Raw genomic sequence first — 16827 nt, forward strand, 5'->3', positions numbered from 1 at the left:
ACGTTAAAATATACTTATTAAGCATGATGAATTTGGGAGGTATTTTTCGTGGAAATTAGAGTTCTTCGATATTTTCTGACTGTAGTAAGGGAAGAAAGTATCACAAAAGCCTCAGAAGTTTTACATATCACGCAGCCGACACTTTCACGTCAGCTTGCACAGATGGAGGAAGATATTGGTGTAAAGCTGTTTGATAGAGGGACACGGAAAATCAAATTGACAAATGAAGGAATACTTCTTCGCCGTCGTGCGGAAGAAATTTTGCAGCTTGTAGATAAGACAGAAAAAGAATTAGTGGAGCAAGAGGAACAGGTGGAAGGTAAAATTTCCATTGGGTGTGGAGAAATTGCTGCTGTACAACTTCTTCCTAAAATAATTGAGTCCTTTCGTCGGAAATATCCCCGTGTTACTTTTGACATTTTTACAGCCACAGCAGATTTGGTAAAGGAACAAATGGAGAAGGGACTACTGGATATTGGTTTGCTTCTTGAGCCGGTTGATATGGAAAAATATGAATTTATTCGCTTGAATATAAGGGAAAAATGGGTGGTTCTGATGAAATCGGATGATCCACTCTCCAAGAAAGAAACGGTAAGCGCAAAAGATTTGTCTGTACTGCCTTTGATTCTTCCTAGGCGTATGAATGTGCAGAGTGAGTTGGCAAGTTGGTTTGGCAACTACTATGAGAAACTGGATATTGTTTTTACCAGCAATTTAAGTACGAACAGCGCAATTATGGTGAATGGAGGCTTGGCATATTCATTGGTGATTGAAGGGGCTGTACCGTTCTGGAATCAATCAAAGGTTACATTCAGACCGCTTGATCCGCCACTTACAGCAACAAGTGTATTAGCATGGAAACGTGGTCAGCCGTTTAGCTTAGCAACCACAAAATTCATCAAACATATTCAATGCTTTTTAGGCATGGACAAACCATAAAAACTAAGTATTTGATATAATTCAATTAGAAAATTATAATATAGGTGTAGAGATAAAGCAAACAGCTTTAATTTCTGCACCTATATTTTTTATTGAGGAGGGAGTGCCATTTCATGAAACCGGATTATGATTCCCGTATAAACGCCGGATTAAGCAAAGAAGAAATCGCAAAAATTTCAGGATGCGAAGATCAAGAAATGCAGATAAGGATGTTGCGAAAATATCGGTACAAATTGCTTGATGAGGTACATGAAAAGCAGCAGTCACTTGATGCAATCGATTATATGATCTGTAAAACAAAAAAATAACAATAAGAGGAGGAAAAGGCGTGAATCAGCAAACAACTCTGTTTTCAAACGAGAAGTTGATGGCTATGATTATTCCCCTGTTTTTAGAGCAGCTGCTGATAATGCTTGTAGGGATGGCGGACACACTGGTGGTCAGCTACGCAGGAGAAGCGGCAGTATCCGGTGTTTCACTGGTAAATCAGTTCAATACTATTTTTATTTATCTGTTTACAGCATTGGCATCTGGAGGGGCGGTTGTGATCAGCCAGTATATTGGTAGAAAGAAAAATGATGACGCTGGAGAATCCGCCAGTCAGCTTCTTTCATTTTCTGCGATTTTTTCCATACTGATCGTAGTGATGGTTCTAATTGGAAATGAAGGGATGCTTCGTCTGATGTTCGGTAAAGTGGAAGATTCTGTGATGCACTCTTGTATTACATACCTTAGGATTTCTGCATATTCCTATCCGGCATTGGCGGTTTACAATGCTGGCGCTGCCCTTTTTCGCAGTATTGGAAAAACCAGTGTGACCATGTATTTGTCGGTAATTTCCAATATCATCAATGTTATTGGAAATTTCATTGGTGTACTTGTTTTGCGTGCAGGTGTTGCAGGTGTTGCATACCCTTCACTGATCGCTCGGACATTTTCAGCCGTGATGATTACAGTACTTTGTTTTCAGAGAAAAAATGAAGTGTTCTATCGCTGCAAGTGGATTTTCCGGTGGAATGTGGATTTCATGAAACAAATTCTAAAAATCGCTATTCCAAATGGGATGGAAAACGGTATATTCCAGTTAGTCAAAGTAGCATTAAGCGGTATCGTTGCACTTTTTGGAACATATCAGATTGCTGCAAATGGTGTTGCACAAAGTATCTGGTCATTGGCTGCGCTGGCGGGAGTCGCTATGGGTCCCGTATTTATAACGGTCATTGGACAGTGTATGGGAAATGGGGATGCAGATGCTGCGGAGCATTATTTTAAGAGATTGACAAGAATCACATTGCTGATTTCATCGGCATGGAATCTTTTGATTTTTCTTCTGACTCCATTCTTTATGAAATTTTATGCTTTGCAGCCGGAGACCAAACGGCTTGTAATCTGGCTGGTTTTAATCCATAACGTGTTTAATGCAGCAGCATATCCCTTTTCCGGTGCGCTTAGTAATGGGCTGCGGGCAGCGGGTGATGTGAAATTTACCATGTATGTTTCGGTTATCTCCACGATAGCGGTGCGTCTGCTTTTATCATGGCTCTTGGGAATTGTTTTGAAAATGGGCGTGATCGGGATTGCTATTGCAATGGTTTGTGACTGGAGCATTCGGGCGGTCATTTTCTTCTGGAGGCAGAAGTCCGGAAAATGGAAAACATTTCAGGTGATATAGATTCATTTATAATAAGTTCAATATCGGTATATTATGCCTTATGGTCTTAGCAAGTTTTGCCGTTTTGCTGTGAATGTGTGGGAGGTCAATCCTGCTGGAAAAGCTGATGAACAGGTTGCCAGAGAAGGGCTTTCCTGTATGGAAGTTTGGATGAAAGAACTGGGACTTACAATGAATCTCCATGAGTTGGGGGCAACAGAAGAAATGTTGCATGGTATTGCAAATGGAACCATCATCATGGAAGGTGGATATAAGGTGTTGAATCATGATGAGGTATTGGAGATTTTGAAGAACAGTTTGTAAGCATTCAAGTAGGAGCTTTTATAACGATAATATAATAGAAAAAGGCAAGTGCTGTGAAAGAAATTTTTCTTTGATGTTGCTTGTCTTTTTTTAATTCATCACTTGACATTGTGGCAAAGAAATCCTGAAAGGGGACGAGTAGAAAAAAGAGCAGCTGCATGAGCAGGAAGAAGAAAATAGACAGAGCAGTTGATGATGTGGAATGTCCGGTGCAGTGTGGGTGTAATGCTCATGTTGCATCGGACTTTTTTCGAAAATGATTTTTAATAATGTTGATTTTCAACTACTTTTAACTCAAATATTGCATCTTAACTTAAAAAGAGTTAAGATTGCAAGTAATGACATGGAATATCTCGATAAAGTTCCTGGAGTCAAGAATCAAAGTGTTTTTAAAGAAGCTTATGTTATGGGATATTTTATTTACTAATGTTGATTTTCAACTGCTGGACGAATGGGAGGGGTGCTTCATGCCGTTGCAAATGATCAGAAACGATATTACAAAAATGAGTGTTGACGCAATCGTCAATGCTGCCAACACGTCCCTTTTGGGCGGCGGAGGTGTGGACGGCTGCATTCATCGTGCGGCCGGACCGGAACTGCTTGCAGAATGCCGTACGCTGCATGGCTGCGAAACCGGCAGTGCAAAAATTACAAAGGGATACCGTCTGCCCTGCAAATATGTGATCCATGCAGTCGGTCCGCGCTGGCGGGATGGCAGGCATCGGGAGCAGGAGCTTCTGGAATCCTGTTATCGGACATCTTTGAATCTGGCGAAAGAAAATGGCTGTCAGTCTGTAGCCTTTCCGCTGATTTCCTCCGGTGTTTACGGCTATCCAAAAGACCAGGCTCTGAAGGTTGCAGTCGATACCATCAGCGAATTTTTGCTGGAAAACGAGATGATGGTCTATATCGTTATTTTTGACCGAAAGACATATCAGATTAGCGGAAAGCTGTTTGATGACATCGCAGTGTACATAGATGACAGGTATGTGGAAGAACATACCGACAGGAGGGCAGAACAGAGTCGGTGTTCCGAAGCATGGCAAGAGGAATCCTGCTTTGAAGCTGCATCTGTCCCGCTGCCGCCCGAAGCAATCTGTAAATCCTGCAGCAGTCAGTCTCTGGAAGAGGCGCTGGGGCAGATGGATGAGAGCTTTTCAGAAATGCTGCTTCGAAAGATTGAGGAAAGCGGTATGACGGATGCACAGTGCTACAAGAAAGCAAATATTGACAGGAAGCTCTTCTCAAAAATCCGTTCGGATAGATTCTATAAGCCATCCAAACCTACGGTGCTGGCATTTGCCCTCGCTTTGGAGCTGCCGCTTGCCCAGATGCAGGAGATGCTCGGCAAGGCAGGATTCACATTGTCCCATTCAAGTAAATTTGACATCATTGTAGAATATTTTGTCGAACGGGGAAATTATAATGTGTATGAAATTAACGAGGCACTGTTTGCCTTTGACCAGAGTCTGATCGGAGCATAAGAACAAAGAAATGTCGCTTTCCATGCGACCACTCCACAAAAGAAAATCGCTATACTATGACTGTAAGGTACAAAACCGAGCAGCCATATGCGCGTGTAATGAGCCAAAGTTCGAGCTTGCTCGAAACCTTGGCGAATACCGCGACAGCGAGCCCGCAAGGGCGAGATCTTTTTGGAGGAGGACAAGCATATGAGAAAGAATTTAACAGAGATCGTTTTTATCTTAGACCGCAGCGGTTCCATGAACGGACTGGAACGGGACACCATCGGCGGATTCAATTCTATGATTGAGCAGCAGAAAAAAGCAGAGGGCGAAGCATTGATCTCAACGGTACTGTTTGACAATGTGAGTGAAGTCCTGCACGACCGTGTAGATGTAAAGAAAATCCGACCGATGACCGACCGGGATTATACAGTTCGCGGATGCACAGCGCTCTTAGATGCCATCGGCGGTGCGATTCATCACATTGGAAATGTTCATAAGTATGCAAGACCGGAGGATGTACCGGAACACACCATGTTCGTAATCACTACGGACGGAATGAAAAATGCCAGCCGCCGGTACAACAGCGAAAAAGTGAGGCAGATGATCGAGCGGCAGAAAGCGAAATACGGTTGGGAGTTTTTGTTCCTCGGTGCTAATATTGACGCGGTAGAGACCGCAAGCCAGTTCGGAATCGGTGCAGACCGTGCAGTCAACTATCAGTGCGACAGCGAAGGAACTGCGTTGAATTATGAGGTGGTCAGCGAAGCAATCAGCTCTGTCCGGTGCAGTGCCCCGTTGAACGCAGACTGGAAAAAACGTATAGATGAGGATTATAAAAAACGTGGAGGAAAATAGAAATATGCAGGCGTATACCTACGTTTCAAAAGGAAAATTCGAATTAAGAGAGAAGCCAAAACCGACCCTGATGCAGGAGCGGGATGCTATTGTCAAAGTGACACTCGCCAGCATTTGCTCCAGCGATCTGCATATCAAGCATGGCAGCGTTCCGCGGGCAGTACCCGGGATCACGGTTGGCCATGAGATGGTGGGGATTGTGGAAGAGGTTGGAAAGGCAGTTACCAAGGTAAAACCGGGAGACCGGGTGACAGTAAACGTGGAGACCTTCTGCGGTGAATGCTTTTTCTGCAAGAAAGGGTATGTGAATAACTGTACAGATGAAAATGGCGGTTGGGCGCTGGGCTGCCGGATTGATGGCGGCCAGGCGGAATATGTGCGTGTGCCTTTTGCAGATCAGGGACTGAATAAGATTCCGGATGGCGTTACGGATCGACAGGCATTGCTGGTGGGCGATGTTCTGGCTACCGGTTACTGGGCAGCGCGTATTTCAGAGATCTCAGAGCAGGACACGGTGCTGATCATCGGAGCCGGCCCCACCGGTATCTGTACCCTGCTTTCGGTAATGCTGAAAAAACCAAGACGGATTATTGTGTGTGAAAAGGATAAAAATCGTCTGCAGTTTATCCGACAGCATTATCCGGAGATTTTGTTGGTTTCTCCGGAGAAGTGTGAAGCGTTTGTACGGGCAAACAGCGATCATGGGGGAGCTGACGTTGTGCTGGAGGTTGCGGGGGCGGAAGCTACCTTCCGTCTGGCCTGGGAATGCGCGAGACCCAATGGTCTGGTGACGGTGGTTGCTCTTTATGATCAGGCACAGATCCTGCCGCTTCCGGATATGTATGGAAAAAATCTTACCTTTAAAACCGGAGGGGTGGATGGCTGTGACTGTGAAGAAACATTACGGTTGATTGCAGAGGGAAAACTGAACACAGAGCCGCTTATCACCCATACCTATCCCTTAGAAAGGATAGAGGAAGCCTATGAACTCTTTGAAGGTAAGCGGGACGGTGTAATTAAGGTAGCAGTAGAATGCTAAAAGAAGATATAGATAATTCCAATCATTAATGTACTATATATGGTATGATAATGATTGGAATTTTGTTATAACAGGGGGATTTCCAACCATTAGTATATACGATCCATGAAAAATCAGGTAAAATTATGTATAGGTAATTAAGGGATCGGTTTTATGAATCCGCTGGGTCCGGATGTGGCGACAATCCGTACTTCTGGCTGTATCGTCTTTTCGCATGGAGGCAATGGCTGCCGGAGGATTTGCCGGAGAATATGAACGATGGATGGATATGGCAGATCTGCCGACCGAAGAGGAAGAGAAGGAATTAATTGCCACGCTGTTTTCTCTGAGCTGAACGATCTGACGGCTGAAGCGAGGAATAAATTTACGGAAGAGGAAAACGGTTAATGCAGTGCTTTTGAGGGACAAACTTTCGTGCATTCATAGCAGAGAATACACTCTGTTCCGTTTTTCCGCTTGCGGGTTTCCTTATTAACCTCCACGTTCATGGGGCAGACCTGCAGACACTTCCTGCAATGGACACACTTATCCTCATCACAGTGGACGCGCAGAAGAGAGAAATAGCTCATAGGTTTGAGAAAAACCGTAATGGGACACAGGTACTTGCAGAATGCCCGGTTATCTTGAAACAGGAAGGCGAACACAATACCGACAAGGTAATAAAGCGCATTTCCGGCCAGGAAAAGCCAGAACATGATTTGCTCCAGATGTGCCACCTGCATCAGAAACAGCCCAGACACCAACGCCAGAGACAGAAGAAACATCACATAGCGAAGGAAGCCCAGCTTTTCTTTTCGTGGCTTCTGCGGCTGATTGTAGGGCAGAAAGTCCAGCACCATAGCTGTCCAGCAGGCGTAACCGCACCAGCCACGCCCAAAAAGCAACGGTCCGAAAATTTTTGCAACCGCGTAGTGGATAGTTGCTGCTTCGAAAACGCCGAGAAACAGGTAGTACCAGAACCCTTCGATCTGCATATTTTCACGGGAAATCACGCCAAGGTACAGCAACATATAGCTGCCCACCGCCAACTGGACGAAATGCCGGGCATATCGTTTCCCGGCGGTAAACAGTGCCGTTCCAAGCCCAAGGCAGGCTCCGATGTAGCTGAAATTCAGCAGATAGAAAAAATTGTCCTTTGTGAGCCACAACGTAATAGCCACTGCTTCAAACAGCAGAAACAGCAGCATAGATGGCACGTATTTGTGAAGTCTGTGATAGATTCTCATGTTCTCTTTGATCCTCTGCTTTCTTGCTTTTTTCAATACACTGACTGCCGGGCCGGTGCAACGCCCGACATCTTATTATAAGTATAGCAGAGAAATGAAAAAATAGTAATCAGATTCTTATAAAACATCTGCAAAAAAAGTGAAACGATTACAGGCGCAGACGGTTATGACCGCCTGCGCCTGTAATCGTTTGGAGTCATGCCAGACTGTTTTTAAAAGCTGTCTGGAAATGGCCTGGACTGGAAAAGTTTGATGTATTCCTATGCATAGGGTATAATGTCTTTAGGAAAAAAGATATGATTACGAAAACAAAATATTCCGCAAACATGATAGAGAAAGCAGGTATGCTATGAAAAGAAAAATTATGATTGCTGCAGTGGCAGCTGCTGTGATTTTTGCGGTGATTGCGATCCTTTCCGTTTTGGCGCAGACACCGGCATTAATCTGAGAAATCGAAATGATCTGCTGTGAAATTTCCGGCGGATCATGGAAGGATGGGAAAACTGGCGTTTTGCAAATGATTTTGCCTACTTTCATACAAAAAATACTTTGAATATCAAGAAATCTATGCTACACTGATACTGCATGACAAAATAAAAGAAAGTGGGGATTGGAGTATGAGTGGTCTGTTTCGGGCTCTTCATCGGACAAAAGTGTTTCGAAATCTGACGGAGCAGGAGTTTGCATGGGTTTTATATGATGTGGGAAATTCGGCATTTATTATGCTTGCCTGTTCGCTGATTCCGATCTGGTTTAAGAGTCTGGCAATCGGTACAGGGCCGGGAAAAATCAGTTCGGATCAGGCGACGGCGTATTATTCGATTGCCATTTCAATTGTTACGGTGGTGGTGGCACTGATCGGTCCTGTCTGCGGTGTGCTGGCGGATCGTAAGGATAAGAAAAAGATCTTTTTTACCACAACGGCAGGTCTTGGCATCACAGGATGTGTGCTGAATGGCGTTGCGACGAGCTGGGTGCTGTTTCTGGTCATTTATATTGTGACAAGAGTCTGCTATAATGCATCGCTGACGATTTACGATTCCATGCTGAATGACGTGACGACGGAGGAACGTATGGATGAGGTATCCTCCTATGGCTATGCGTGGGGATACCTGGGATCCTGCATTCCGTTTCTTGTAGCACTGATTGCTTACGTGTTGGGGCCGGATATGGTCGGGGTGCTGCCGGATTTTGTCTCTAAGATGATTGGCTTTTGCGTGACGGCTCTCTGGTGGCTGGTGGTGACGCTGCCGTTGCTGAAGGAGTATCGGCAGAAGAATTACGTGGAAATGAGAACGGTTACCGTCGGTCAGACATTTGGAAAAATATTCAGAACCCTGAAAAAAATCGCAGTTTCGGACCGGAAAGTATTTTTCTTTCTGATTGGATTCTTTCTCTATATTGATGGGGTTGGAACTATCATTGACAACTGCATCAACATCGGAACCGATCTGAATCTGAATACGGTCGGACAGGTTGTTTTCCTGCTTGCCACGCAGGTTGTCGCTTTTGGAGGATCTCTGTTTTTTGCAAAATTGTCGCGGAAAAAAGACACGGTATCCCTGATTCTGATCTGTATCGCAGGCTATTTTGTCATCTGCCTCTATGCGCTGACACTGCGGACGCTGGTGCACTTTGCGATTCTGGCATTTGGAGTGGGATGCTTTCAGGGATCAATTCAGTCGTTGTCGCGGTCGTATTATTCCAAAATTATTCCGGCGGAGAATTCGGGAGAATATTTTGGCATCTACGATATTTTTGCCAAGGGCGCTTCCTTCCTTGGATCTGTAGTCATTGCAGTTGTAAAGCTGGCGGGAGGAACGATCAACGTAGCGGTTGCATGTCTGGCGGTTTTCTTTGCGCTTGGATTTGTTTTTCTGAAAATTGCAGACCATCAGCCGATGGCGGGTGAAAAATAAAAGATACACAGCATAAAAAATCTCAAAACCAGGAGAACAAGAGCAACTGGTTTTGAGATTTTTTGTTTTTGACTCCGGGGTTTCACAAAGAGAGGTTACGTGTTACGATAATCAGTGAGTCGGGCTGCCGGGAATGTGGCTGCCTGAAAAAAGCACAGACAGGCCAGATCCGGAAAGCCGGAAGAGTCGATCACAAGGATGCGTTTCTGGACACCGAGGAGCTGCACATTGGTACCAGACCCCATTACACTTCTATCTGCAGACCCCGATTGCACAGATTCATGATTACAGCATGGCGCAGTTTGAGCATTGGACGAAAGAAACATTCTCTGCCAATTTTCGCAAAATGCTGACGCTGGAACAATACCGCGATTCAAAACTTGCGCAGCTTCATCATGATTATCTGGCGGGCGGACCATTGAAATATATGGCGGTGATTTTTCGTAAGCTGGCGGATTCTGATGAAACGGCCATGCAGCTGGCGTTGGAGTTTTATCTGTGACAAGAACCCGGAAGCTTTTGAAAAATTTGAAGCCGCATTCCCCAAAAAGGAAAAGCTGAAACTGCTGGGGCAGCTGTTCTGATTCGAGCGATAAAGTTTGGCAGCAGAACGATGCTGAGGGGTAAGCAGGTGTGTGATAAAAGGAGAACAGGACAATGGGGGAATCCCGTGTCCTGTTTTTTTGCCCCTGAAAAGTGGAAATTTCCTATCCCCTCTGCATACAATACAGGTAGAGTATCTTTTCAAACCCGTTCAGAAAGGATGATCATTATGACGAAAGGCATTGTAAAAATAAAGAAAAACCGTGCATTTGTAGAGCAGCAGAACGGCGAGGTGGAAGTGGCTTCCGGGCAGTATGTGTATCTGAAAGTGGAAAATTGCTGGATTCCGGTGGTGGTGCGGTATTCGGCGCGGAGGAAGAAGTGGTATTTTAAGTATCTCGAGGAAATCCCGGTCTGCGGGCAGAAGGTGTTGCTGAAGGCGTAGCCGGTAAAGGGCGTTTCACGTATGTTTAACATGTGTTTAATCTTTCTGAGTCAGAAATTCATTATGCAGCTCCTGGATTCTGCGCTGTTCGGCAGCTTCCTGTTTTTCACGCTCCGATCAATACGAAGATCCCGCAAGCAGAGCGCAGATCAGCGTCAGACCGAAAACAAGAAGAAAAGAATAAAGATATGGATGACCGGGATGATTTTCATGATTCATAGGAAGCCTGGCTTTCTGAATGTAAAATTCGTAGATAAGGATTTTCTGTGTCTAAAATTCAGTATAGCAAACGGAATTTTTCGCGTCAATGGAAAGGATTGGTTTCTCGATTTCCAAATTCATCATTTACGCCGTCCCCAAAGTCTGCTAAGATAAAGAAAACTTGTTACCAAACGAGAAAACAGGAGTGATTTACATTGAAAAAGATTTTATTTATCGCAACCGGCGGCACAATCGCTTCGAAGAAGACGGAAAATGGTCTGACTCCGCAGATTACGCCGGAGGAGTTATTGTCTTATATTCCGGAGGTGGAAGGCCTCTGTGAGATTACGGCGGTGAATCCGTTTAATCTGGACAGCTCGAATGTGGTTCCGGAGAACTGGAGCACGCTGGTGAAAGTGGCGAAGGAGCATTACGAGGATTACGACGGTTTCGTCATCGCGCACGGAACTGATACGATGGCGTACACCGCGGCGGCGCTTTCCTATATGATTCAGAATTCGGAAAAGCCGATCGTCATCACCGGAGCACAGCGGCCGATCAATTTGGATATCACGGATGCAAAGACAAACCTGTCCGATAGCTTTTATTACGCCTGTGATGATGCATCCCAGGGTGTACAGATTGTGTTCGACGGAAAAGTCATCGCGGGAACGCGCGCGAAGAAGGTGCGGACGAAGAGCTACAATGCCTTTTCCAGCATCGATTTCCCGTACCTTGCGGTAATACAGGACCGCAGGATTCTGCGGTATCTGCCGATGCTGCCGTATGAAAAGCCGGTTCGTTTTTATGAAAACTTAAGCGATAACGTTTTTCTCTTGAAACTGATCCCGGGAATCAGCCCGGTATTGCTTCCGGCGATTTTTGAGCACTACGATGCGATCATTGTGGAGAGCTTCGGTGTCGGCGGTATTCCGGCGAGCATCAAGGAGCCGTTTTACGAGCTCTGCCAGAAGTACCCGGAAAAACTCATCATCATGTGTACCCAGGTTTCTCACGAGGGAAGCGATATGACCGTCTATGAAGTCGGCCATGAGATGAAAACCCTGTGCAACATTCTCGAGTCATACGATATGACCCCGGAGGCAGTCGCAACTAAAACCATGTGGCTTCTCGGCAACCGTCCGGATGATCATGAGAGCCGGGAAAAAGCATTCTATAAACCGATCAACTACGATACGGTCTGGAAATAAGAAAAAGAAAGACGGCAAAAAGGCTGTCACGGTCCGCAGGAAAGAAATGTTTCTGCTGGCTGTGAACGCCTCTTTTTCTTTTTGAGGAAAAAGAAATTTTCTGCAAAATTTTCAGACAGTACGGACGCAAAATTGATTTTTATTGGAAGAATTGTGCAAATTTCATAGAAAAATCAGAAACAGGTTGATATCTTTTGAACATTTTAGTAGAATTGAATTCATGATGCAGTGCGGAAAACGGCGGATTTTGGATGACGAATCCAACCGCTGGTTACAGTTACAACATATGTCGATATCGAGGAGACACCGACCGGCATCCGCTTAAAGAAGTATATGGAGAAATATTTCGATCCACGGATTTATATCGCAGGAGAGCTTGGCATCGGACTGAATTCGTGCTCGAACTGCCTCGGCAACTGCTACATTGAGGATGAATCCGCGTATGGAACTTTCCACGTAGGGCTTGGACGCAATATCGCGCTCGGCGGCGTGCAGAATGCGAAAGGCCACTTCGACCTGGTCTGCCGGGAACCCGATATTTTTACCGATAACCGTCAGATTATGGACCGGGGAAAGATTATTGCACCCGAGCCTGTGTTATACTAAAGGACAGAACCAGGAGACAAAAATTAAGAGACAAAAGGAGAAAAGACGATGAAAGTTTTATTAACAGGATTTGACCCATTTGGAGGAGAGAGCGTGAACCCGGCATTCGAGGCCATCAAACTTCTGCCGGATACCATCGCCGGAGCAGAGATCGTAAAAGTTGAGATCCCGACCGAGTTTACCAGAAGTATTTCCTGCGTGGAAGCAGCCATCAAAGAGCACAATCCGGACGTTGTCATCGATGTCGGACAGGCAGGCGGACGCGCATGCGTAACCGTAGAGAAAGTCGGCATCAACCTTGCAGACGCAAGAATCCCGGACAACGCCGGAGAGCAGCCGTCCGATGAACCGCTGCAGGCAGACGGCCCGACCGCATACTTTGCAACGATTCCGGTCAAAGCAATGGTTCAGAACGTCCGCGAACACGGCCTTCCGTGCCACGTATCCTTCACCGCAGGCACCTACGTATGCAACTGCGTCATGTACAATGTGCTTCACCTGTGCGCAACGAAATATCCGAACATCCGCGCAGGCTTCATCCACGTACCGTTCGCATGCGAGCAGGTAGTCGGAAAAGCAAGCACCATGGCAAGCATGCCGCTGGAAACGATTGCAAAATCTCTGGAATACTGCATCGAGGCAGTCGTAACCAACAAAGAAGAAGTAGAAGAAGCAATGGGAACTACCCACTAAAACAGACTTTCAGACCGTCGTACCGGAATTTTGGTGCGGCGGTCTGCTTTTTTTGCTATTTTCTCTTTTGCAAACTATATCTTTTGTGATACAATAAGATTCGTCAGAATTTTTATGCGAAAGGAACGAAAGAAAGAAAATGGAACAGGGTAAAATTTTTAAATTTCATAATGACCTTGATACAGACCAGATCATCGCATCCCAGTATCTGCTTCTGCCGAATCTGGATGAGATGAAAGGTCATGCGTTTGAATCGTTAGATCCGGACTTTGCAAAAAAAGTAAAACCGGGAGATTTTGTCGTAGGAGGAGAAAACTTTGGCTGTGGTTCCTCAAGAGAGCAGGCACCGGGCGTTTTAAAGGCACTTGGTGTACAGGCTGTTATCGCAAAATCCTTTGCCAGAATCTTTTTCCGCAACGCCATCAACATCGGTCTGCCGGCGATTGTCTGTAAAGACCTGCCGGATGCCGTAGAAGACGGGGACACCATGGTCCTCCATATGTCCGAGGGAACCGCAGAGGTGAACGGCAAAACGTACACCTGCACCAAACTGCCGGAATATATGCAGAACATACTGAATCAGGGAGGCTTGATTGCCTCTTTGAACCGCGAGGAGGAGTAAGAACCATGGGAATGACAATTGCAGAGAAAATTATCGCCGCTGCAGCCGGCGTTCCGGAAGTAAAACCGGGAGATATCCACACCGTAACACTGGATCGTCTGATGAGCAACGACGGAACAACTCATCTGACGGTTGATATGTACCGCAACAAATTAAACCACCCGCACATTGCGGATCCGAAAAAGCTCGTTTTCATCGTCGACCACAACGTGCCGTCCGACAGCCCGAAAACAGCAGCATCCCAGAAAAAGATGCGTGATTTTGCAAGAGAGAACAACATTGACTTCTGGGAAGGAAAAGGCGTATGCCATCAGGTGATGATCGAGAACTATGTCCGCCCGGGCGAGCTGATCTTCGGCGCTGACAGCCATACCTGCTCTTACGGAGCACTCGGCGCATTCGGCACCGGTGTCGGCTGTACCGATTTCCTGTACGGCATGGTAACGGGAACTTCCTGGGTACTCGTACCGGAAAGCGTAAAATTCAATCTTGTAGGAAAACTGCCGGAGGGCGTTTATGCGAGAGACCTGATCCTCACCATCATCGGCGAGGTCGGCGCAAACGGATGCAACTACCAGGTGATGGAGTTTACCGGTGAGGGTGCAAAAACGCTGAGCATCAGTGACCGTATGGCACTTTGTAATATGGCAGTCGAAGCCGGCGCCAAGACCGGTATCTTTGAGGCAGATGAGAAAGCCATGGAATACCTGAAAGAGCACGGAAGAGAGCCAAAAGAAGTCTTCCACAGCGACCCGGATGCAAAATACGTCCGAGAGTATACCTTTGACCTCTCCAAAGTCCGCCCGGTTGTTGCAAAGCCAGACTTTGTGGACCGCGTTGTTCCGGCAGAGGAAACGTGCGGAACGCCAATCAATGAGGCATTCCTTGGTTCCTGCAACAACGGAAGAATCGAAGACCTCCGTGTCGGCGCAGAGATCATCCGCGGAAAGAAGGTCGCAGAGGGTGTCCGTTTCCTCGTTGTTCCGGCAAGCCAGACGATCTACCGTCAGGCATTAAAAGAAGGCATCATCGACACCTTCATGGAGGCCGGAGCCATCGTCATGAACCCGAACTGCAGCGTCTGCTGGGGAAGCTGCCAGGGTGTCATCGGCGAGAACGAAGTGCTGATCAGCACCGGAACCCGTAACTTCAAGGGCCGTGCCGGTCATCCAAGCTCCAAAGTATACCTGGGATCCGCTGCTACGGTAACCGCATCCGCGATTGCCGGAAAGATTGCGACGGCAGATCAGATCTGACCATTTTCTTTGAGGGATACATAATATTTTTGGGAGAATAAACATATGGAAGCATTTACAGGAAAAGTATGGGTGCTTGGAGACGATATTGATACCGATATCATTATCCCGACCGAGTATCTTGCTTTAAAGACAATTGACGATATGAAACAGTACGGCTTTTCCCCGCTCCGCCCGGAACTGGCCGGACAGATCGAAAAGGGCGACATCATCGTGGCAGGAAAGAACTTCGGCTGCGGCTCCTCGAGAGAGCAGGCACCGGAGATCATCAAGGCGCTCGGCATTTCCTGCGTTATCGCGAAATCCTTTGCTCGGATCTTTTTCCGCAACTCCATCAATAACGGCCTTCTTCTGATCGAGCAGCCGGATCTGCACGATGATATCAAAGAGGGCGACACCATCACCGTCAAGATGAATGAGCATGTTGATTACAACGGAAAAACATACCCGATCGCAGCTCTGCCGGAGAACCTGATGGATATCATTCAGGCAGGCGGCCTGGTAAAGGCAATGCGCAAGCGCAACGGATTGGATTAAGAGCGGGAGGAAGAAACGATGGGCAATACAGTAATTGAAAAAATCATCCGCCACAACACCGGAAAAGACGTAAAACCGGGCGACATTGTGACGGTCAACGTGGACAGAGTCATGATTCATGATATCTTCATCCCGTTTGTCGGCGATAAATTCGAGGAGATGGGCTTTACCAAACTGTGGGACCCGGATAAAGTCGTTCTGATCTACGACCACCTCGTTCCGACAAGCCAGGTGGACGATACGAGACATTTCCACAAAGGCGATGAATTTGCAAAGAAATATGGCATGAAAAACGTACACAGAAGCGACGGAATCTGCCATCAGTTAATGACAGAGGCAGGTTACGTAAAACCGGGCGACGTTGTTTTCGGAACCGACAGCCACACGACGACATACGGCTGTGTCGGTGCATTCTCTTCCGGAATCGGCTACACAGAGATGGCGAGCATCCTTGGAACGGGTACGATGTGGATCAAAGTGCCGGAGACGATCAAAGTTGTCATCGAAGGCGAGCTGCCGAAAAATGTGATGTCAAAAGACATTATCCTGCGTCTGATCGGTGACCTCGGTGCAGACGGCGCAACGTACCGCGCACTGGAGTTCTCAGGAAGCACCGTAGAAAATATGACCGTGGCAAGCCGTATGACGATTGCCAACATGGCGATCGAGGCAGGTGCCAAATGTGCACTTTTTACCCCGGATGAGAAGACCGCAGAATACTGCGAGATCGAACTCAATGACTATCAGAAGAGCTTAAAAGGCGATGAGGATGCAAAATATCTGTGCACCATCACCTACCGCGCCGAGGATTTTGTGCCGGTTATGGCATGCCCGTCCCAGGTAGACAAGATCCGTGATACCAGCGTTCTCGAGGGAACCCCGATCGATCAGGTCTTCATCGGTTCCTGTACGAACGGCCGTCTCGAGGATCTGCAGGCGGCAGCCGAGGTTTTAAAAGGCAAAAAAGTAGCCGACTACGTAAAACTGATCGTAACACCGGCAAGCCGCAAGATTTATCTGCAGGCAAGCAAAATGGGCATTCTCGATACACTGGCAGAGGCAGGCGCCATGATTACACATCCGGGATGCGGCCTGTGCTGCGGAAGAGCGGGCGGAATCCTCTCTGACGGCGAGCGTGTTGTAGCAACGAACAACCGAAACTTTCTTGGAAGAATGGGTACTTCTAAAGTTGAAATTTATCTGGCATCTCCAAAGACAGCGGCAGCATGTGCAGTAGCTGGAAAAATTGTGACGCCGGAAGTGTAAACGAACTTAACAGCAGAAAGGGAAA

General features: G+C 46.6%; 19 protein-coding genes. 18 read left to right on the forward strand and 1 reads right to left on the reverse strand.

Annotated elements, in window-relative coordinates; genetic code table 11:
- Positions 1-48 precede the first annotated feature (48 nt).
- The 8 genes from DXB83_RS01110 (at position 49) to DXB83_RS16375 (ending at position 6611) form a co-directional block, all read left to right on the forward strand.
- Positions 49-939, forward strand: a complete 891-nt coding sequence (locus DXB83_RS01110; RefSeq protein ID WP_022462480.1) for a LysR family transcriptional regulator — start codon at positions 49-51, stop codon at positions 937-939.
- 113 nt (positions 940-1052) lie between these two features.
- The gene (locus tag DXB83_RS01115) at positions 1053-1247 is read left to right on the forward strand and encodes a DUF4224 domain-containing protein (protein WP_022462481.1); all 195 of its coding nucleotides are present in this window, start codon (positions 1053-1055) and stop codon (positions 1245-1247) included.
- A gap of 20 nt (positions 1248-1267) precedes the next feature.
- Positions 1268-2611 (forward strand): MATE family efflux transporter, encoded by a 1344-nt coding sequence (locus DXB83_RS01120; protein ID WP_117760428.1) that lies wholly within the window; start codon positions 1268-1270, stop codon positions 2609-2611.
- Positions 2612-2749: 138 nt separating this feature from the next.
- Entirely contained in the window at positions 2750-2914 is a 165-nt protein-coding gene (locus DXB83_RS17070; RefSeq protein ID WP_022462483.1) for an oxidoreductase Fe-dependent alcohol dehydrogenase family, read from the forward strand.
- A 467-nt stretch (positions 2915-3381) separates the two neighbouring features.
- Positions 3382-4398, forward strand: a complete 1017-nt coding sequence (locus DXB83_RS01130; RefSeq protein WP_118697191.1) for an O-acetyl-ADP-ribose deacetylase — start codon at positions 3382-3384, stop codon at positions 4396-4398.
- Positions 4399-4587: 189 nt separating this feature from the next.
- The gene (locus DXB83_RS01135; RefSeq protein WP_117804010.1) at positions 4588-5238 is read left to right on the forward strand and encodes a vWA domain-containing protein; all 651 of its coding nucleotides are present in this window, start codon (positions 4588-4590) and stop codon (positions 5236-5238) included.
- Positions 5239-5242: 4 nt separating this feature from the next.
- Positions 5243-6277, forward strand: a complete 1035-nt coding sequence (locus DXB83_RS01140) for an alcohol dehydrogenase (protein WP_055228476.1) — start codon at positions 5243-5245, stop codon at positions 6275-6277.
- Between the two features lie 172 nt (positions 6278-6449).
- Positions 6450-6611 (forward strand): hypothetical protein, encoded by a 162-nt coding sequence (locus tag DXB83_RS16375; protein WP_158565074.1) that lies wholly within the window; start codon positions 6450-6452, stop codon positions 6609-6611.
- Positions 6612-6660: 49 nt separating this feature from the next.
- Here the strand turns inward: DXB83_RS16375 and DXB83_RS01145 are convergent, their stop codons facing one another.
- On the reverse strand, positions 6661-7503 hold the full coding sequence (locus tag DXB83_RS01145; RefSeq protein ID WP_117804163.1) for a 4Fe-4S binding protein: 843 nt from the start codon (positions 7501-7503) through the stop codon (positions 6661-6663).
- Positions 7504-8120: 617 nt separating this feature from the next.
- Between DXB83_RS01145 and DXB83_RS01150 the strand changes: the two genes are divergently transcribed.
- The 10 genes from DXB83_RS01150 to DXB83_RS01205 all read left to right on the forward strand — a co-directional run bounded on the left by DXB83_RS01150 (position 8121) and on the right by DXB83_RS01205 (position 16802).
- Positions 8121-9422 carry an MFS transporter gene (locus DXB83_RS01150; RefSeq protein WP_117760423.1) on the forward strand — a complete coding sequence of 434 codons (1302 nt, stop codon included), beginning with the start codon at positions 8121-8123 and terminating at the stop codon, positions 9420-9422.
- A 133-nt stretch (positions 9423-9555) separates the two neighbouring features.
- A complete protein-coding gene (locus DXB83_RS16750) occupies positions 9556-9924 on the forward strand; it encodes a hypothetical protein (protein ID WP_226906283.1) in 369 nt (122 codons plus the stop codon).
- 270 nt (positions 9925-10194) lie between these two features.
- Positions 10195-10410, forward strand: a complete 216-nt coding sequence (locus DXB83_RS01165; protein ID WP_022462490.1) for a hypothetical protein — start codon at positions 10195-10197, stop codon at positions 10408-10410.
- Positions 10411-10826: 416 nt separating this feature from the next.
- Positions 10827-11822, forward strand: a complete 996-nt coding sequence (locus DXB83_RS01175; protein WP_117509129.1) for an asparaginase — start codon at positions 10827-10829, stop codon at positions 11820-11822.
- A 333-nt stretch (positions 11823-12155) separates the two neighbouring features.
- Entirely contained in the window at positions 12156-12428 is a 273-nt protein-coding gene (locus tag DXB83_RS01180) for a hypothetical protein (RefSeq protein WP_191892600.1), read from the forward strand.
- A gap of 48 nt (positions 12429-12476) precedes the next feature.
- Positions 12477-13121 (forward strand): pyroglutamyl-peptidase I, encoded by a 645-nt coding sequence (gene pcp / locus DXB83_RS01185; protein ID WP_117509128.1) that lies wholly within the window; start codon positions 12477-12479, stop codon positions 13119-13121.
- Positions 13122-13260: 139 nt separating this feature from the next.
- A complete protein-coding gene (locus tag DXB83_RS01190; protein ID WP_055218301.1) occupies positions 13261-13743 on the forward strand; it encodes a LeuD/DmdB family oxidoreductase small subunit in 483 nt (160 codons plus the stop codon).
- Positions 13744-13748: 5 nt separating this feature from the next.
- Positions 13749-14999 carry a 3-isopropylmalate dehydratase large subunit gene (locus DXB83_RS01195; RefSeq protein WP_117509127.1) on the forward strand — a complete coding sequence of 417 codons (1251 nt, stop codon included), beginning with the start codon at positions 13749-13751 and terminating at the stop codon, positions 14997-14999.
- Positions 15000-15044: 45 nt separating this feature from the next.
- Positions 15045-15536, forward strand: coding sequence for a LeuD/DmdB family oxidoreductase small subunit (locus tag DXB83_RS01200; RefSeq protein WP_022462500.1), 492 nt, complete (start codon positions 15045-15047; stop codon positions 15534-15536).
- Between the two features lie 18 nt (positions 15537-15554).
- On the forward strand, positions 15555-16802 hold the full coding sequence (locus tag DXB83_RS01205; protein ID WP_117509126.1) for a 3-isopropylmalate dehydratase large subunit: 1248 nt from the start codon (positions 15555-15557) through the stop codon (positions 16800-16802).
- Positions 16803-16827: the final 25 nt, after the last annotated feature.

Origin of the sequence: Blautia sp. OM06-15AC (assembly GCF_003481425.1) — a bacterium.
Taxonomy (GTDB): Bacteria; Bacillota; Clostridia; order Lachnospirales; family Lachnospiraceae; genus Fusicatenibacter; species Fusicatenibacter saccharivorans.